This window comes from Candidatus Sulfotelmatobacter sp., assembly GCA_035504415.1.
Classification (GTDB): Bacteria; Vulcanimicrobiota; Vulcanimicrobiia; order Vulcanimicrobiales; family Vulcanimicrobiaceae; genus Vulcanimicrobium.
Genome location: DATJRY010000013.1, coordinates 102803 through 118237 on the forward strand (window position 1 = coordinate 102803; position 15435 = coordinate 118237).

Here is a 15435-nt window from a genome sequence, read left to right on the forward strand (position 1 = left end):
AGACCATAAAGGCAGGGTCCTTCCGAAGATCACGCATGCAAGTCGTGCGCGGCGTCTTCCTCGTAGCGCTCGCCGTGGTGAGCTCGGGATATGACTCCGACAAGCCCCGCCACAGGTCTCGGGTCGAGCACACGGTATCTAGGTGGTGCGCTTTCAGCCAAGCCTCGGCGGCACGGGCGAAACGTGATCTCCTTCGCACGGCTATCCTTGCGGGACGATACGCAGGCCCAAGTCGGTCAGGGCCTGCGCCGGAACGGTGGACGGCGCGTCCATCATCACGTCGCGCGCCACTTGATTCTTCGGGAACGCGATGACGTCGCGAATCGACGTCTCGCCGCAGGCCAGCATCACGATGCGGTCGATCCCGAGCGCCATCCCGCCGTGCGGCGGTGCACCGTAGCGCAGCGCCTCCATGAAAAACCCGAAGCGGTCCGCGATCTGCTCCTCGCTCAGCCCCAAGCGGCGGAAGACGCGCTCCTGGAACGCGGGCGTGTGGTTGCGGATCGAGCCGCTGCCCAGCTCGTAGCCGTTGAGCACCAGGTCGTAGTGCTGCGCGGTGATCGCGAGCGGATCGCTCTCGAAGAGCGCTTCTTGGCCGGGCAGCGGCGCGGTGAACGGATGGTGCGAGAAGGTGATCTCGCCCGTCTCTTCGTCGCGCTCGAACAGCGGGAACCCGAACACCCAGCAGAACGCGAACGCGTCGGCCGGCCGCAGCCCGAGCCGGTCGCCGATCTCCAGCCGCAGCTTGCCGGCGACGTCCGAGGCCGCGCGCGCCGTGTCGCCGACGAACAGCAGCGCGTCGCCGTCCTGCGCGCCGGTGCGCTCGCGCAGCTGCGCCGCCAGCGACTCGTCGACGAAGCGCGCGATCGAGCCCTTCACGCCCTCGGCGCTGAAGGTCACGTACGCGAGGCCCTTGCCGCCGAAGGTCTTGGTCAGCTCGGTCAGCGCGTCGAAGTCGCGCCGTGAAAGCGCGGCCCCGCCGGGCCAGCGCACGGCGGCGACGCGGTTCGCCGCGCTCTGCGCGAGGGTCGCGAACAGCGAGAACGCACCGCCGGCGAACAGATCGGCGACGTCGGTCAGCTCGAGCCCGAAACGCAGGTCGGGCTTGTCCGAACCGAAGCGGCGCATCGCTTCGGCGTAGGTGAGCCGCTCGAGCGGCGGCACCGCGACCTCGAGGACGCGCTGCCAGACGTAGCGGATCGACGCTTCCATCACCGCCATGACGTCGGCTTGCTCGACGAACGTCATCTCGACGTCGACCTGGGTGAACTCCGGCTGGCGGTCGGCGCGCGGATCCTCGTCGCGGAAGCAGCGCGCGATCTGCATGTAGCGGCCCATCCCGCCGATCATCAGAATCTGCTTGAGGATCTGCGGCGACTGCGGCAGCGCGTAGAACGTGCCTTTGTGCACGCGCGAGGGCACCAGGTAGTCGCGCGCGCCTTCGGGCGTCGACTTGATGAGGTTCGGCGTCTCGATCTCGAGGAAGCCGTGCTCGTCGAAGTAGTCGCGAATCGCTTTGACGATGCGGTGGCGCATCAAGAGGTTGCGCTGCATGCGCGGGCGCCGCAAGTCCAGATAGCGGTAGCGCAGTCGCACTTCTTCGGCCGGTTCTTCGTCGGACGCGATGACGAACGGCGGCGTCTCGGAGCGATTGAGGATCTCGATGCCGCCGGCCGGCACCTCGACCTCGCCCGTCACCAGGCGCGCGTTCTCGGTCCCGGCCGGGCGCCGGCGCACGCTGCCGTAGACGCGCACGACGTCCTCGCTGCGCAGCGTCTCGGCCGCGGCGAAGATCTCGCCCATCGATGGATCGAAGGTGACCTGGGTGATGCCGCTGCGGTCGCGCAGATCGATGAAGATCAAGCCGCCGTGGTCGCGCCGGCGATGCACCCAGCCGTTGAGCGCGACGCTCTTGCCGACGTCGGCGGCGGTCAGCGCTCCACAGGTGACGGTGACGAACGAGCTATCCACGTAAGGCGGCCTTGACTCCGGTGAGGTAGTGATATTGATACGAGAGCGTGCGCCCGAAGCCGGGCTCGGCGGCGCTTCGCTCGATCCAGCCGCGCAGCGGCGGCACGGCGTTCACGAGATCGTACAACGCCAGCGAGAGCGGTGTCATCCCCAAACGCAGGCGCACGTCCCACGCCGGGTGTTTGCGGTAGAAACGCACCGTCGAACGGCCCGCCAGCTCGTACTTCTTCTGCTGCTCGTCCCACGGGATGTACTGATAGTGGTAGTTGACCGCGCGCGGCTCGTAGACGATCGGCACGCCGGCGTGCTGCAAGCGGTAACCCAGCTCGAGATCCTCGTGGCCGTAGCCGGTGAAGCTCTCGTCGAACCGCCCGACCCGGTCGAGCTCGCTCTTGGGAACCGACGCGTTGCCGGTCAGGAAGTACAGCCAGCTCAGCTTCTTGGGCTGCTCGCCGTGCAGCGGCCGGCGCAGCGCCGGATCGTCGCGTTTGCGCAGGTACTCCTCGTACGTGTCGACCTGCACTTCCATGCCGACCACGGCGCGCACGCCCGGCCGATCGTGGTGCGCGAGGTGGCGCGTGAGCAAGTCGGGCGAGGCGATGATGTCGGAGTCGGTGAACAGCACGATCGCGCCGCGCGCCGCCGCGATGCCGGCGTTGCGCGCGCCCGCGCGCCCGCTGTACGGGCCGGGCAGGTGACGCACGAACGGGTGGTCGCGCGCGACCTCGGCGAGGTACGCGGCGGTGCCGTCGTCGGAGTTCGAGTCGGCGACGATGACCTCGTAGTCGCGCGGGCGATCCTGCGCGATCAGCGCGGGGATCATCAAGCGCAGCGTATCGATGCGGTTGTACGTCGGAACGACGACGGAGAGGCGCGGCAGTTCGGTCATAGCAGAGAGGCGACGGCGGCGACGATCTCGGCGCGCGAAGCGCGCAACGAGGCGTCGGACTCGTCCGGCGGTTTCCGCAGCACGGCGTTCGGCACGCGGTACGGCGACCATTCCTGGGAGGCCAGCCGAAACCAGGCGTGCTCGAACAGGACCACGGTCGGCACGTGGACGGCGCTTGCGACATGCGTCGCACCGGTGTCGATGGTGACCACGCAGGCGGCGCGTTCGAAGGCCGCCGTCCAGACGTGGAACGGCAGCTCGCCGCGCACCGCGTCGGCGACCCCGGCCGCGGCCACCTGTGCGCCCAGCTCGCGCGCGTCCTCCCCGTAGGTCGCGACCAGCGGCCGGCCCAGCACGCGCAGCTCGCGGAACAGCTGCAGGCAGCTGGCCGTCGTCGAGCCGCGCTCGGTCCAGCGGCGCCCCAGTTGGACGATGATCGGCGCCGGCGGCAGGTCGGCGACCGCCGCGCGGTCGGCGTCGGTGACCGGCAGCACCAGCTCGCGCGAGAGCGTCGTCGCACCGGCCGCCACGACCACCGCCAGCACCTGATCGACCTCGTGCGCGACGACGCGGCTGGGGTCGCGTTCGGCGCGCACCGGGTCGGCCTGCGAGAGCACGACCTCGCTCAACCGCAAGCGCAGCGACGCGCGCGCGGCCCAGCGCGAGGCGTAGGTGTAGCCGACGCGGCGGCGCGCGCGAGTCGCCGCGATCAGCCGATGATCGACGTCGCGCGGCGCCAACGCGACCGCCAAGTCGACGTCGTGGAAGCGCGCGCCGAACACCTCCGGCCGCACCTCGGCGGGGTAGTCGACGACCGCGTCCACGTCGGGCGAGCGCTCGACGACGACCGCGTTGTAGCGGCTGGCGACCAGCGTGACGTGCGCGTCGGGGAACGAGCGGCGCACCGACGCGATCGCAGGCGTCGAGAGGATCAGATCGCCGACGCGATCGGTCCGCGAGAGCACGATGCGCATGCGGTCTACGCGCGCTTCGCGCGGGCCAGCTCGTCGTAGTAGGCCGCGCTGGCCAGGAGGCGCGCGGCCGCGAGGCGCACCGTCGAGAGCCGCTCGTCCTCGTCCGGCGTGCCGACCATCCGTTCCAACCGCCCGACCAGCGGGCTGCGCCGCAACGCGTCGCCGAGCAGCCGCTGCGGCGTGGTGTCGCCGATCGCCAGCGCGACCCGCCAGCTCGGATGGAGCTGCTCGAGCCGCACCGCCGTGCGCGCCTGCGCGCGGACTTGGCGCAGCATCCCCGCCACGTTCGTTCCCTTGGGCCGCGGCTTGTAGTGGAACGCGACCGCGCGCCGGTTGAAGACGGCCTTGGTCCCGATCGCGCGCAAGCGCAGGCCGAGCTCGATGTCCTCCCAGCCGTACTCGCTGAACGACTCGTCGAAGCGGCCGCCCACCGCGTCGAGCCGCGCGCGGCGCACCGACACGTTCGAGGTCCAGAACCAGTTGGCGCTGTAGTTGCGCAGCGACCAGACCGGCGGCGGGAGCGCGTCGAACGACTCGGTGTTGATCACCGCGCCGCGCACGACGACGTCGCCGTGCTTGGCGTCGCTGCGCAGGTGCTCGGCGGCGAAGACGGGCGTCGGCAGCACGTCGTCGTCGATGAACGCGATGCGTTCTCCGCGCGCCGCCGCGATGCCGGTGTTGCGCGCGTTCGCCAGGCCGCCGTTGGGTTGGCGGATCGCGGTGAAGGCGCACGTCGCGAGCGCCTTGGCGCGCTCGATGACCGCCGGCGTGTCGTCGTGCGAACCGTCGTCGACCAGCACGACCTCGTACTGGTCGGGCGCCAGCGTCTGATCGAAGCACGCCTCGAGCACCCGCCCCAGCAAATGCGCGCGATTATACGTACACAGTTGAATAGTGAGTGCGCAATCATTCTGCGCTCGGTCTGTCAACATAGTGGTGTCAGTGGTCGGCGGGGATCAGCAGGCCGTCCAGGGCGCGCAGGATGCCGCGCGTGTCGAGCTCGCGCACGCAGGCGAAGTCGGGGCAGGTCTCCTTGCGATGGCCGGACGGGCACGGATAGGTGGCGCGCACGACGGCGACCCGCGCGCCGAGCGGTGCCCAGCGGTCGGGCTCGTCGGATTGCAGCGCGAAGATCCCGACCGTGGGCGCGCCGACGGCGGCCGCGACGTGCATCGGCCCGGAGTCCATCGCCAGCACCGCGCGCGCGCGCTCGGCCAGCGCGCCGAACGTGCCGATGGTGGTCGCGCCCGCGACCGGGGTGACGCCGCGGCCCGAGCGATCGGCGATCGCTTCGGCGATCGGCGCGTCCTGGGCGGTGCCGGTCACCAGCACCCGGACGTCGTCGCGCGCGCGCAGCGCCTGCGTCAGCTCCACGAACCCGTCGACCGGCCAGCGCGCGCGCTGCGCCGAGAGCCCGCGGGTCGGGTGCAGGATGACGAACGGTCCCTCGACGTCGTGCACGCGCAATAGCGCGTTCGCGACCTCGCGGTCCTGCGCGGTCGGCACGAACGCGGGGCGCGCGTCGGCGGCGTCGCAACCGAGCGCGCGCGCGTAGTCGAGCAAGATCTGGGTCCAGTGGCTCGTGCGGTCGCCCAGCTCGCTGCGCACCACGACCCGTTGGGTGAAGAGGCCGGAGTAGAGGCGCCGGGCCTGGCCGACTCGCTGCGCGATCCGCGCGCGCCACGGCAGCAGCGCCGTGCCGAGCGTGGCCCAGGTGACGACCGCCGCGTCGTAACCGGCGGCCAGCTTCGCTCCCCACGGCACGACCGCGTCGAGCTCGGGGATGCGGCGGGCGAGATCGGCGTGCGCGGGCAGAACGACGGCGTCGACCGCCGGCCAACGGGCGCGCAGGGCGCGCGCCACGACCCCGGCGAGCAGCGTGTCGCCGAGCCCTCCGCCGGCGGCCACCAGCAACGCCCGATCAGAACCCATCCTGCACGGCTTCGACCAGCGCGGCTCCCGTACCGCCGGCGACCACCGAGGCGCGCAGCATGCGCGACGAAGACGCCCACGGCCACCAGCGCCGGACTTGGTCGCCGAAACGAGCGTCCGGGAACACGTCGACGACCGGCGTCCCCAGCATCCCGGCGACGTGGGCGGCGCCGGTGTCGACGGTCACCACCGCCCGGGCGCCGTCGAGCGCGGCCACCCAGTCGGCCAGCCGGGCGAACGTCGCGACGGGGACGCCGAGCGCCCGTTCGGCCGAGGCAGCGTCGCCCGGAGCGGCGACGACCAGCAGTCCCGCCGGCTGGAGGCGCATGACCGCCGAGCGCAGCGCCTCGTCGGGGACGCCGATCGCGGCCCACTTCGGCCCCGCCTGCAGCAGCACCGGGCCGCGCTCGCGCGGCGGCGCGGTCGCGACGAACAGCGAGCGCAGCCGGGCGGCGTCGGTGGTCGGCCGTTCGGGTTCGACCAGGCCGCGGCCGAGCCGGTAGAGCACCTCGACCTCGTGCGCCGCCTCGCCGCCGATGCGCTGCGAGCGCGCGACCCGCGCGGTCGTGCGCGCGCGCACCCAGAGCGTCTTGAACGGCCGCGCCCAGCCGGTGGTGAAGCCGATTCGGCGCGGGATCGGCGCCGCCAGCGCGAACGCTTCGGGCTCCTCGCTGGCGATCAGCGCGACGTCGTAGCGCATCGCCGCGATCTCGTCCTTCGCGCGCGCGGTGCTGGCCGGCGTCGAACCGTGCGCGGGCCACGGAATTCGCTCGAGCACGTGCTCGGCGATCAGCACGCCCGGCGCGTAGAGCCCCGCGTTGCGCGTCGTGAGCGCCATCCCGACGGCGTGACCCGCTGCGCGCAGGCCGGCCACCAGTGGCGCGCAGACCGCGGCGTCGCCGATCCCGTCGAGCCGAACGACCAGGACGCGCACCGCGCTCAGTCGCGCAGGTGCGTGCGCAGCTCGTTCGTGTAGACGTTGTCGAGCAGCGCTTCGCGCGCCAACGTCTGCACGACGCGCGGCGCGTGCGGCGTGCTGGCCAGCCCGGCCAGCAGCGGCTGCGCGAACGGCGGCGCGAACACGCGCGCGCGCAGCAAGTTCAGCGCGTACGCGCCGGTGGCGAGCTTGACCCGCCCGGTCGGGTGCTTGCGCACGAAGCGCGCCGCCATGCGCGCCTTCTCGATCGCTTTCCCGAGCGCTTCTTCCAGTGACTCGGTCGTCGGCGGCTTGATGTGCCAGAGGTAGGCGTCCCAGGCGAAGGCGCGTTTGACGCCGTGCTGGCGCAGCCGCACGCCGACGTCGGTGTCCTCCCAGCCGTACAGGTCGAAGCTCTCGTCGAAGCAGCCGACGGCCCGCAGATCGTCGGTCGGCACCGAGACGTTGCACGTGACGAAGAAGGCGTTCGAGAAGTTGGCGGCGCTGGGCACCGGGCGGTCCGCCGCCGAAGGGACGTTGACGATCGGCCCCGAGACCGCCAGCGCGCCGCGTCCGTCGTGCGCCCGCGCGTGCGCGGCCAAGAACGTCGGCGGCAGCACGACGTCGTCGTCGACGAACACGACGTGATCGCCGCCGGCCTGCGCGATCCCCGCGTTGCGGGCCTTGCCGCGATTGGGTTCCGCGACGTACACGTAACGCGCGTCGTGCGCGCGCGCGACGGCGGGCGTCGCGTCGCTCGAGCCGTTGTCGGCGACGACGATCTCGAACGGCGGCGCCTCGACCTGCGCGCGCAGCGAGGCCAGCGCGCCGTCCAACAGCGGCGCCCGGTTGCGGGTCGCGATCACCACCGAGAGGTTCACGCGGCCTCGCCTTCGAGCAACGCCCGCGCCATCCGCTCGGCGGCACCGGCTTGGCCCGCGTAGAGGGCCCGCAGCTCGGCCCCGGTCTGCGCGCACCAGGCGGCGTCGTGCCAGCGCTCGGCCGCGGCGTGCGCGACCTGCGAGGGCAGCAGCGTCCCGATGATCTCGAGGTCGAGGGTACGCCCGGCGTCGATGTTCGGCTGCGCGAAGTGCGTGAAGCGGCGGGCGACGGCCAGCGCGGCGGCACGTTTGATCGGCGTGCCGATCAGCGGCAGCTTGCCGACGTACTGCAACGGGCCGCCGATGACGGCCAGCTCGGGCGCATTGAACGGCGTGCAGACGACGGCCGGGACTCCCAGCGCCGCCAGCTCGATGACCTTGGTGCCGGGGATCGAGATCGCGAGCCGCGCGCGCGACGCCGCGCGCATCGCCGCGCGCACCAGCGGAAAGCGTTGGCCGTCGGCGACGATCGCACCGTCGAGCAGCTCGGCGTGCACGCCGTAGGAGAGCGGATGGATGCCGCCGCGCCGCAGCGAGACGCGCAACTCCTCGTCGGTCACGAACGGCGAGCCGGCGAACGCGATCGGCACCTCCGGCAGCATCCGGCGCAGGTTGAGCGCGACCCGCACGAACAGCGGAAACACGTTCGCGACCTCCAGCTTGCGCGAGCCGGGGAACAGGACGATCCCGTCGCGCGCGTCGTCGCTGGGCGGATCGCCGAACGCGCCGGCCGCCTCGCCCAGCGCGCCGTCGATGGCGAGGTTGCCGACCACCTCGATGCGCTCGGGCGGCGTCCCCCAGCCCAGCAGCTGCGTGCGGTTGGCCTCGTCGACGGCGAACACGCGCGCGAACAGCTTGGCGTACGAGCGCCGCGAGAACTTGTACGAGGTTGCGACACCGCCCAGCCGCGCGTGCACGCGCGCCGCGTGCGCGAGGTCCCCGCCCAGGTACTGCACGCGGTCGACGCGCTCCGGCAAGCCTGCGACGCCGCGCCCGAGCGCGAGCCGCAGGTAGGCCGCCGGCGGATAGGCGTGCACGCCGGGAAACAGCGCCTCGACGTACCCCGCTTCGTGACCGGTCGCGAAATCGTCCGGCACGCCGATGACGTGGATCTCGGTCGCCGGGTCGCGCGCGCGCAGCGCTGCGACGAGCGGCCGCACCCACCCGGCGAACTCGCCCGGCCCGTTGGCGGTCATCGCGATGCGCACGGCGCGCTAGCTCTGCGCGCGCACGCGCGCCAGCAGGTCCGTCGTGCTGCGGCCGGGCTGGTGCGGGGCCAGCACGATGTGCCCGCCGTGCGACTCGACGACGTAGCGTTCCGGCAGCTCGTCGATGCGGTACTGCGCGCTCTTGACGTGCACGTCGGGCGCGAGTCGGTCGAGCGCGACCTCGGGGGTGCGTTCGGCGAAGCCGACGATCGCGTCGACGCTGCGCAGGGCGGAGAGCACGCGCGCGCGATCGTCGAAGCCGACAATGGGGCGGTCCGAGCCCTTGCCGAGCTGGCGCACCGACTCGTCGCCGTTGAGCAGCAGCAGCAGCACGTCGCCTTGCGCGCGCGCCCAGGCCAGATAGCCGACGTGGCCGGCGTGCAGCAGGTCGAAGACGCCGTTGGTCGTGACCACGGTGCGGCCGGCCGCGCGCTGCTCGTCACGCCAGCGCGCCGCCTCTTCGAGCGAGAGCACGGGCGCGAACTCAGCCACCGTTGGCGTGCTCCAGCAGCGCGACGATCTCGGCCGGGCCGGCGGTGGCGGTGCCGAGCTTCTCGACCACCGCGCCGGCGGCGAAGTTCGCCAGCTGCGTCGCCGACTCGGCCGGGATCCCGGCCGCCAGCGCCAGCGTCAAGACGGCGACGACGGTATCGCCGGCGCCCGACACGTCGTACACCGTGCGCGCGACGGCCGGAACGTCGGCGCGTTCCCCGCCGGCGCCGAACAGCGACATCCCGTGCTCGCCGCGGGTGATCAGCACGTAGCGGCAGCCGAGCTCGGCCAACAGCGCGCGCCCGGCCCGCTCGAGCGACGCGTCGTCGGTGATCGCGATCCCGCTGGCGCGCGCGGCCTCGCCGACGTTCGGCGCGATGCACGTCACGCCGGCGAAGATGCCGATGTTCTGCGGCTTGGGGTCGGCGACGACGACCGGGGCGCCCAGCGCCGCTTCGACCAAGTCGCGATGGAACAGCCCCTTCGCGTAGTCGCTGAGCACGACGGCGTCCGCGTCGCGCACCGCCGCGCGCACGGCGTCGACGACGCGCGCGCGATCGTCGGCCCCCAGCGGCGCGACCGACTCCCAGTCGGCGCGCACGACTTGCTGGTTGTGCGCGACCACCCGCGTCTTGCGGGTGGTCGGCCGGTCGCGCAACACGACTATCCCGCGCGTGTCGACGTCGATGGCGGCGAACAGCTCGCGCACGCGGTCGCCTTCACCGTCGCTGCCGACGCCGCCGACGAACGTCACCCGCGCGCCCAGCGCGCGCAAGTTGTTGGCGACGTTGCCGGCGCCGCCCAGGGTGAAGGTGTGCTCGCGCACCGCGACGACCGGAACCGGCGCCTCCGGCGAGATGCGCGAGACGTCGCCCCAGATCCACTCGTCGATCATCACGTCGCCGACGACGACGACGCGCCGCCCGGCCATCCGCGCCAGCAGCTCGGTCGCGCGTGACGCCGCGATCACCTCAGCCACGGGCGACGATCCATTCGGCCGCCTCGAGCAGCGTGCTCGCGCGCAGGTCGGGCTCGGGGCCGGCGTAGGGATACGGCCCCGGCACCAGGATGCCGGGAACGCCGACGGCGTGCCCCAGCGCGACGTCGCTGCCGCGGTCGCCGACGACCGCGCCGCGGCCGCCGGAAAGGTCGAGATCCAAATCCGCGACCGCGCGTTCGACCAGGCCGGGCGAGGGCTTGCGGCACGTGCAGCCGGCGTCGTAGTGCGAGCACCAGTACCAGCCGTCGACGCCCGCGCCCGACGCCTGCAGTTGCCGATCGACTTCGGCGTTGACGGCGCGCACGTCGTCCTCGCCGAAGTAGCCGCGCGCGATCCCCGATTGGTTCGAGACGACCACCAACGCGTAGCCGCGCGCGCGCAGCAGCGTCAGCGCCTCGACCACGGTCGGCAACACGGTGACGCCCGACGGCTCGCCCAGAAAGCCCTTGTCCTCGATGATCGTTCCGTCGCGGTCGAGGAAGACCACCGCACGGCTCACAACGGTCCGGTCCGGAAACGCTCCATGCGAATCCAGAGCCGCTGCGCCACGTCGAGCGGAACGCCGGCGTGCGTCAGGTCGGCGGTGCTGAACGCGCCGGGGAACCTCTTGAGCACGCACCAGCGCTGCCCGCTGCGGCGCAGCGCCGCCTCGCGACCGTCGGCCGCGCGCAGCGCGACGTAGTCGCCCGACGCGACGATCGACGACGCCCGCGCGGGCGGCGCACCGTGCTGCGCGAACGTCATCGCCCCGGGGCTCTGGTAACATGCGGCCGGCCCGCCGTGGTGGACGGTGGCGGTCACGCGAAGAGCAGCTCCTGTTCGACCAAATCGCAGACGATGTGCCCCATCGTGATGTGGACCTCTTGGACGATCGCGCTGTAGCCGTCGGGCCCGACCAGGGCGTAGTCCGCGATCGCAGCCACCGGTCCGCCGCCGTTGCCGGTGAAGGCCACCGTGGTCGCGCCGACTTCCTTGGCGCGGCGCAAGCCGGCGACGACGTTCTTCGAGGTGCCGCTGGTGGTGATGCCGACCACGACGTCGCCCGGGCGCGCCAGCGCTTCGACCATGCGCGCGAACAGCTGCTCGTAACCGAAATCGTTCGCGATCGCCGTGACCGCGGAGGTGTTGACGGTGAACGCTTCGGACGGCAGTCCGCCGCGCTCGCGCAAGAAGCGGCCGCTGAACTCGGCCGCGAGGTGCTGCGCGTCCGCGGCGCTGCCGCCGTTGCCGAACCACCACACGCGGTGGCCCTCGCGAAACGCGCGCGCGATGGCGCTCGAGATCGCTTCGACCTGCGCACGATAGTGCGGCCGCTCGAGCTGACCGCGCCGGTCGGCGAGCAGCTCGTCGAATCCGCGGCGGCCTTCGATCACACTTCGATCCAAAACAGTTCCTGTCCCAAGCTCACGAGCTCGCCGTTCTCGACCAAGATGCGCGTGACGGTTCCGCTGTAGTCGCTGGTGATCTCGTTCATCAGCTTCATCGCCTCGAGGATACACAGCGCACCGCCGGCCTGGACGCGGCTGCCGACCTCGACGAACGGGTCCGCGCCGGGGGAGGCGGCGCGGTAGAAGACGCCGACCAGGGGCGCCGTGACGACGCGAACGTTCGGTGGCGGCGTGCGGCTCTCGCTCGGCGCCGGAGCCGGGGCTGCCGCCGCGGCCGGCGCCGCCGCCGCGGCCGGGGCCGCCAGAACGACCGGCGCCGGGGCTGCGACCACGGTGGGGTCGCGCCGCACGATCTCGATCTCGACCTCGCCGGTCCGCACGCGGATCGCGTCCAGGTCGAACTCCGCGGCGATCTCGCCGAGCGCGCGTACGCGCGCCGCCTCGTCCTGCTCCATCACAGCGTCACTTCGGCGAGGAGATGGGCGACTTCCGCCGACGGGCCGGCCAAGGGCAAGCGCCGGTCCTCCCGCGCCACCAAATCCCGCAGGACGATCTCGGCGGCCGCCAGCTCGGCGTCGCCCAGGATCAGGGCCCAACGGGCGTTGTTGCGGTCGGCCGTCTTGAAGTGCGCTTGGAGCTTGCGGTCCTGCCAGTCGGCGAAGGTCGGCCGCGGCACCCGCTCGCGCAGCGCGGCGACGATCGGAAACAGCCGCTCGCGCGCCGCGGCGCCCAGCGCGATGGCTTGGATCCCGACCCGCGGCGGGGCGTGGTCGCCGGCCGTCGCCGCGACCATCATCAGGAAGCGTTCGAGGCCCAGCCCGAAGCCGACCGCCGGCGTCGGCGGCCCACCCAGCTCGCCGACCAGGCCGTCGTACCGCCCGCCGCCGCAGACCGTGCTTTGCGCGCCCAGCGCGTTCGAGGTGAACTCGAACACCGTGCGCGTGTAGTAATCCAGCCCGCGCACGATGCGCGGGTTGACGACGTAGCGCAGACCCAGCGCGTCGAGATAGCCGAGCAGCGCGTCGAAGTGCGCGCGGCAGTCCGTGCACAAGAGGTCGATCAACTTCGGCGCGGTCTGGACGAACGGCAGGTCGCGCGCGTCCTTCGAGTCGAGGATGCGCAGCGGGTTGCGCTCGAGGCGGCGCTGCGAGTCTTCGCTCAATTCCGCCGCGTGGGGACGGAAATGCGCCAACAGCGCCTCGCGATAGCGCGGGCGGCAGACGGCGTCGCCGACCGTGTTGACGTTGAGCGTCGCGTCGTCGATCCCGTAGCGCGCGATCAGCTGTGCCGCGATCTGAATGACCTCGACGTCGGCTTCGGCGCCGGCGATGCCGAAGCACTCGACGCCGAACTGGTTGGCCTGCCGGTAGCGTCCCGCTTGCGGCCGCTCGTAGCGAAAGAACGGCCCGATGTAGTAGAGCCGTTGCGGCCCCTGCGCCAGCAGCTTGTGCTGCAGCAGCGCGCGCACGACGCCGGCCGTCCACTCCGGCCGCAGCGTCATGCTGCGCCCGCCCTTGTCGAGAAAGGTGTACATCTCTTTCTCGACGATGTCGGTCGTCTCGCCGACCCCGCGCACGAACAGCTCGGTCGCCTCGAACATCGGCGTGCGGATCTCGCCGTAGCCGAACCGGCCCGCGATGTCGCGGCAGTCGGCCTCCAGGCGGTTCCAGCGGGCAGATTCGGGCGGGTAGACGTCGTTGGTGCCGCGGGGGGCGCTGATCGGGTTCACGGTCGACCCGCCCCGTTCGCCACTTTAGGTGATCGCGCCCTCGCGCGGCTCGAGCAGCTCGACCGGAATCCCGTTGGGGTCCTCGACGAAGGCGATCCAGCGGGTCCCGCCCGGCGACTTCTTGGGCTCCTTGAGGATCTTGACGCCCAGCCCGCGCAGCCGCTCGATGTTGTCGGTCATGGCGCCGTCGACCTCGAGCGCCAGATGCTCGTAGCGGTTGCCCAGCTCGTACGGGGGGTGGTCTTCCAGGTCGTAGACCAGCTCGATGTACGCGTCCCAGCTCGACCCGACGAACGCCATGTCGGCGTTGCCGGGATAGTGCAAGGGACCGTCGAGCAGCTTGAGCCCCAGCTTGTTGACGTAGAAGTCGATCGACGCGTCCATGTCGCTCACGAAGATCGAGGTGTGCAGATAGCGCGGCATGATGCCGAAGCGCTACGACGAACGTGCCACGCCTTCCCACATCCGCGAGGGGACGATGCGCGAACTGACGGTCGCGGCCGAGACCGACGTGATGATCTGGAACGGCGTCGCGGTCGACCGCGGACGCGTCTTCGTCAGCGGGCCGCGCTGGGCGGGGACCGGCGCGCCGGCGGTGGCACGCATCGATGCCGGCAACACGCTGCTGCCGTATCCCGGCGCGGCCTGGAACGCGTGGCAGCCGGGCGCCGATCCGCGCGGCGCGTTCGTCAACGTCAACGCGATCCATCACGACGGCGCGCGCGGCCTGTGGATCGTCGACACCGGGACGCCGGCGTTCGGCGGCGACGCGGTGCCGGGGGCGACGAAGATCGTGCACGTCGACCTCGACCGCGATGCGGTCGTCCGCACGTATCCGCTCGGTCCCGACGTCGTTCGTCCCGGCACCTACACCGACGACATCCGCATCCACGGTGGGAACGGCTACATCACCGACGCCGGCAACGCCGGCTTGATCGTGCTCGACCTGTCCACCGGCGCCGCACGCCGCGTGCTCGACGGCCACCCGGCCGCGATCGCGCCGCCCGATCGCCCGATCGTCGTCGACGGCGACACGCTGTACGCGCCCGACGGCTCGCTGGCGCGCATCCAGAGCGATCCGCTCGAGCTCTCGCCCGACGGCGCGTGGTTGTGCTTCGGGCCGCTCGAAGGGCCGTGGTCGCGCGTCCCGACGCGCGCGCTCGACGATCCGTCGCTCTCCAGTGCGGAGCTCGCCGCGTTGGTCGAGCCGTGGGCCGATCTGCCGCCGATCGGCGGTTCGGCGATGGATGCCGACGGTAGCCTGTACTTCACCGATCTGGCCGCCTGCGCGCTCAAGCGCCGCGCGCCCGACGGCACCATCACCACGCTGGTACGCGACGGGCGGTTGCACTGGGTCGACGCGCCGTTCATCGACGACGCGCGCACGATCTGGCTGCCGACGCCGCAGCTCGACCGCGTCGCGCTGTTCCACCACGGCACCTCGCAGGTGCAGTGGCCGGTGCGGCTCTACCGCTTCAGCTTGGACTGATCCGCGTCGCGCCGCGTTCCCCGTCGATTTGGGCCTGCAGCCATCGCAGCAACCGGCGCACGACCACGACCAGCACGAGGCCGACGGCGAGGATGCCGCCGCCGGCCCACGGCAAGACCCGATCGCTCGCGACCCGCACGGCGGGAGTGGAGGCGAGGTCGGTGGCGACCCCACCGGCCGTGAGGTGGACGAGCGCTCCGCGAAAGACGGTCGCCTCCCCGGCGGTGCCCGGGTAGACGCTCTGCACGAACGCGTGCACGTTCGCGCCGCCCAGGTCCTCCGTCTGCTGCGTCCCGTCGGGAAAGCGGACCGTCACGTTCGCCGCCGTCGCCGTCCGCTGCGAGGGCGTCGCTATGGGTCCCATCACGGTGACGACGTCGACGGGAACGCGTACGCACTCCGCGGCGCTCGGCGATTGCGCGCGCACGCAGGCCGCCTTTGCATACGCCTGCGCGAGGGCGACGTCGCGCGGGAGCTGCACCACGCCGGCAACCAGGGCGATCACGCCGAACGTCAGCACGACGCCGAGCATACCGGTGGCGAGACAGCCGAAGAATCGCATCGTG

Annotated in this window: 18 protein-coding genes; 1 reads left to right on the plus strand and 17 read right to left on the minus strand. The window is 72.1% G+C overall.

Features of this window, described 5'->3' with window-relative positions:
* Positions 1 to 201: 201 nt before the first annotated feature.
* The 16 genes from aspS to VMD91_11785 are packed head-to-tail and all read right to left on the minus strand — an operon-like array spanning position 202 to position 13803.
* Entirely contained in the window at positions 202 to 1971 is a 1770-nt protein-coding gene (aspS, locus tag VMD91_11710; GenBank protein ID HTW84727.1) for an aspartate--tRNA ligase, read from the minus strand.
* Positions 1964 to 2860 (minus strand): glycosyltransferase, encoded by an 897-nt coding sequence (locus VMD91_11715; protein ID HTW84728.1) that lies wholly within the window; start codon positions 2858 to 2860, stop codon positions 1964 to 1966. The genes aspS and VMD91_11715 overlap by 8 nt, the downstream gene beginning before the upstream one ends.
* Positions 2857 to 3834, minus strand: coding sequence for a glycosyltransferase family 9 protein (locus tag VMD91_11720; GenBank protein ID HTW84729.1), 978 nt, complete (start codon positions 3832 to 3834; stop codon positions 2857 to 2859). Before VMD91_11720 ends, VMD91_11715 begins: the two co-directional genes overlap by 4 nt.
* 5 nt (positions 3835 to 3839) lie before the next feature.
* Complete coding sequence (locus tag VMD91_11725; protein HTW84730.1) at positions 3840 to 4766, minus strand: glycosyltransferase; 927 nt, start codon at positions 4764 to 4766, stop codon at positions 3840 to 3842.
* 7 nt (positions 4767 to 4773) lie between these two features.
* Positions 4774 to 5766 carry a glycosyltransferase family 9 protein gene (locus VMD91_11730; GenBank protein HTW84731.1) on the minus strand — a complete coding sequence of 331 codons (993 nt, stop codon included), beginning with the start codon at positions 5764 to 5766 and terminating at the stop codon, positions 4774 to 4776.
* Positions 5756 to 6700 (minus strand): glycosyltransferase family 9 protein, encoded by a 945-nt coding sequence (locus VMD91_11735; GenBank protein HTW84732.1) that lies wholly within the window; start codon positions 6698 to 6700, stop codon positions 5756 to 5758. Before VMD91_11735 ends, VMD91_11730 begins: the two co-directional genes overlap by 11 nt.
* 5 nt (positions 6701 to 6705) lie before the next feature.
* Positions 6706 to 7563, minus strand: coding sequence for a glycosyltransferase (locus VMD91_11740; protein ID HTW84733.1), 858 nt, complete (start codon positions 7561 to 7563; stop codon positions 6706 to 6708).
* Positions 7560 to 8771, minus strand: coding sequence for a hypothetical protein (locus VMD91_11745; protein HTW84734.1), 1212 nt, complete (start codon positions 8769 to 8771; stop codon positions 7560 to 7562). Before VMD91_11745 ends, VMD91_11740 begins: the two co-directional genes overlap by 4 nt.
* Before the next feature lie 6 nt (positions 8772 to 8777).
* Entirely contained in the window at positions 8778 to 9263 is a 486-nt protein-coding gene (locus VMD91_11750; protein ID HTW84735.1) for an adenylyltransferase/cytidyltransferase family protein, read from the minus strand.
* On the minus strand, positions 9256 to 10242 hold the full coding sequence (gene rfaE1 / locus VMD91_11755; GenBank protein HTW84736.1) for a D-glycero-beta-D-manno-heptose-7-phosphate kinase: 987 nt from the start codon (positions 10240 to 10242) through the stop codon (positions 9256 to 9258). Before rfaE1 ends, VMD91_11750 begins: the two co-directional genes overlap by 8 nt.
* The gene (locus tag VMD91_11760) at positions 10235 to 10762 is read right to left on the minus strand and encodes an HAD family hydrolase (protein HTW84737.1); all 528 of its coding nucleotides are present in this window, start codon (positions 10760 to 10762) and stop codon (positions 10235 to 10237) included. Before VMD91_11760 ends, rfaE1 begins: the two co-directional genes overlap by 8 nt.
* Entirely contained in the window at positions 10759 to 11064 is a 306-nt protein-coding gene (locus VMD91_11765; GenBank protein ID HTW84738.1) for a hypothetical protein, read from the minus strand. Before VMD91_11765 ends, VMD91_11760 begins: the two co-directional genes overlap by 4 nt.
* Positions 11061 to 11636, minus strand: a complete 576-nt coding sequence (locus tag VMD91_11770) for an SIS domain-containing protein (protein ID HTW84739.1) — start codon at positions 11634 to 11636, stop codon at positions 11061 to 11063. Before VMD91_11770 ends, VMD91_11765 begins: the two co-directional genes overlap by 4 nt.
* Positions 11633 to 12106 (minus strand): acetyl-CoA carboxylase biotin carboxyl carrier protein, encoded by a 474-nt coding sequence (accB, locus tag VMD91_11775; protein ID HTW84740.1) that lies wholly within the window; start codon positions 12104 to 12106, stop codon positions 11633 to 11635. Before accB ends, VMD91_11770 begins: the two co-directional genes overlap by 4 nt.
* Positions 12106 to 13380, minus strand: a complete 1275-nt coding sequence (gene hisS, locus VMD91_11780) for a histidine--tRNA ligase (protein ID HTW84741.1) — start codon at positions 13378 to 13380, stop codon at positions 12106 to 12108. The genes accB and hisS overlap by 1 nt, the downstream gene beginning before the upstream one ends.
* Before the next feature lie 24 nt (positions 13381 to 13404).
* On the minus strand, positions 13405 to 13803 hold the full coding sequence (locus VMD91_11785) for a VOC family protein (GenBank protein HTW84742.1): 399 nt from the start codon (positions 13801 to 13803) through the stop codon (positions 13405 to 13407).
* Between the two features lies 1 nt (position 13804).
* Here VMD91_11785 and VMD91_11790 point away from each other — a divergent pair, with 1 nt between their 5' ends.
* The gene (locus VMD91_11790; protein ID HTW84743.1) at positions 13805 to 14869 is read left to right on the plus strand and encodes an L-dopachrome tautomerase-related protein; all 1065 of its coding nucleotides are present in this window, start codon (positions 13805 to 13807) and stop codon (positions 14867 to 14869) included.
* Here VMD91_11790 and VMD91_11795 read toward each other — a convergent pair.
* Positions 14856 to 15431 carry a hypothetical protein gene (locus VMD91_11795; GenBank protein HTW84744.1) on the minus strand — a complete coding sequence of 192 codons (576 nt, stop codon included), beginning with the start codon at positions 15429 to 15431 and terminating at the stop codon, positions 14856 to 14858. The two genes, VMD91_11790 and VMD91_11795, sit on opposite strands and share 14 nt — an antisense overlap.
* Positions 15432 to 15435: the final 4 nt, after the last annotated feature.

Bases quoted from the DNA above. Each gene is read 5' to 3' on its own strand.
- VMD91_11715 (HTW84728.1), bottom strand. From the start codon at position 2,860: ATGACCGAACTGCCGCGCCTCTCCGTCGTCGTTCCGACGTACAACCGC.
- VMD91_11720 (HTW84729.1), bottom strand. From the start codon at position 3,834: ATGCGCATCGTGCTCTCGCGGACCGATCGCGTCGGCGATCTGATCCTC.
- VMD91_11725 (HTW84730.1), bottom strand. From the start codon at position 4,766: ATGTTGACAGACCGAGCGCAGAATGATTGCGCACTCACTATTCAACTG.
- VMD91_11730 (HTW84731.1), bottom strand. From the start codon at position 5,766: ATGGGTTCTGATCGGGCGTTGCTGGTGGCCGCCGGCGGAGGGCTCGGC.
- accB (HTW84740.1), bottom strand. From the start codon at position 12,106: ATGGAGCAGGACGAGGCGGCGCGCGTACGCGCGCTCGGCGAGATCGCC.
- VMD91_11785 (HTW84742.1), bottom strand. From the start codon at position 13,803: ATGCCGCGCTATCTGCACACCTCGATCTTCGTGAGCGACATGGACGCG.
- VMD91_11790 (HTW84743.1), top strand. From the start codon at position 13,805: ATGCCGAAGCGCTACGACGAACGTGCCACGCCTTCCCACATCCGCGAG.
- VMD91_11795 (HTW84744.1), bottom strand. From the start codon at position 15,431: ATGCGATTCTTCGGCTGTCTCGCCACCGGTATGCTCGGCGTCGTGCTG.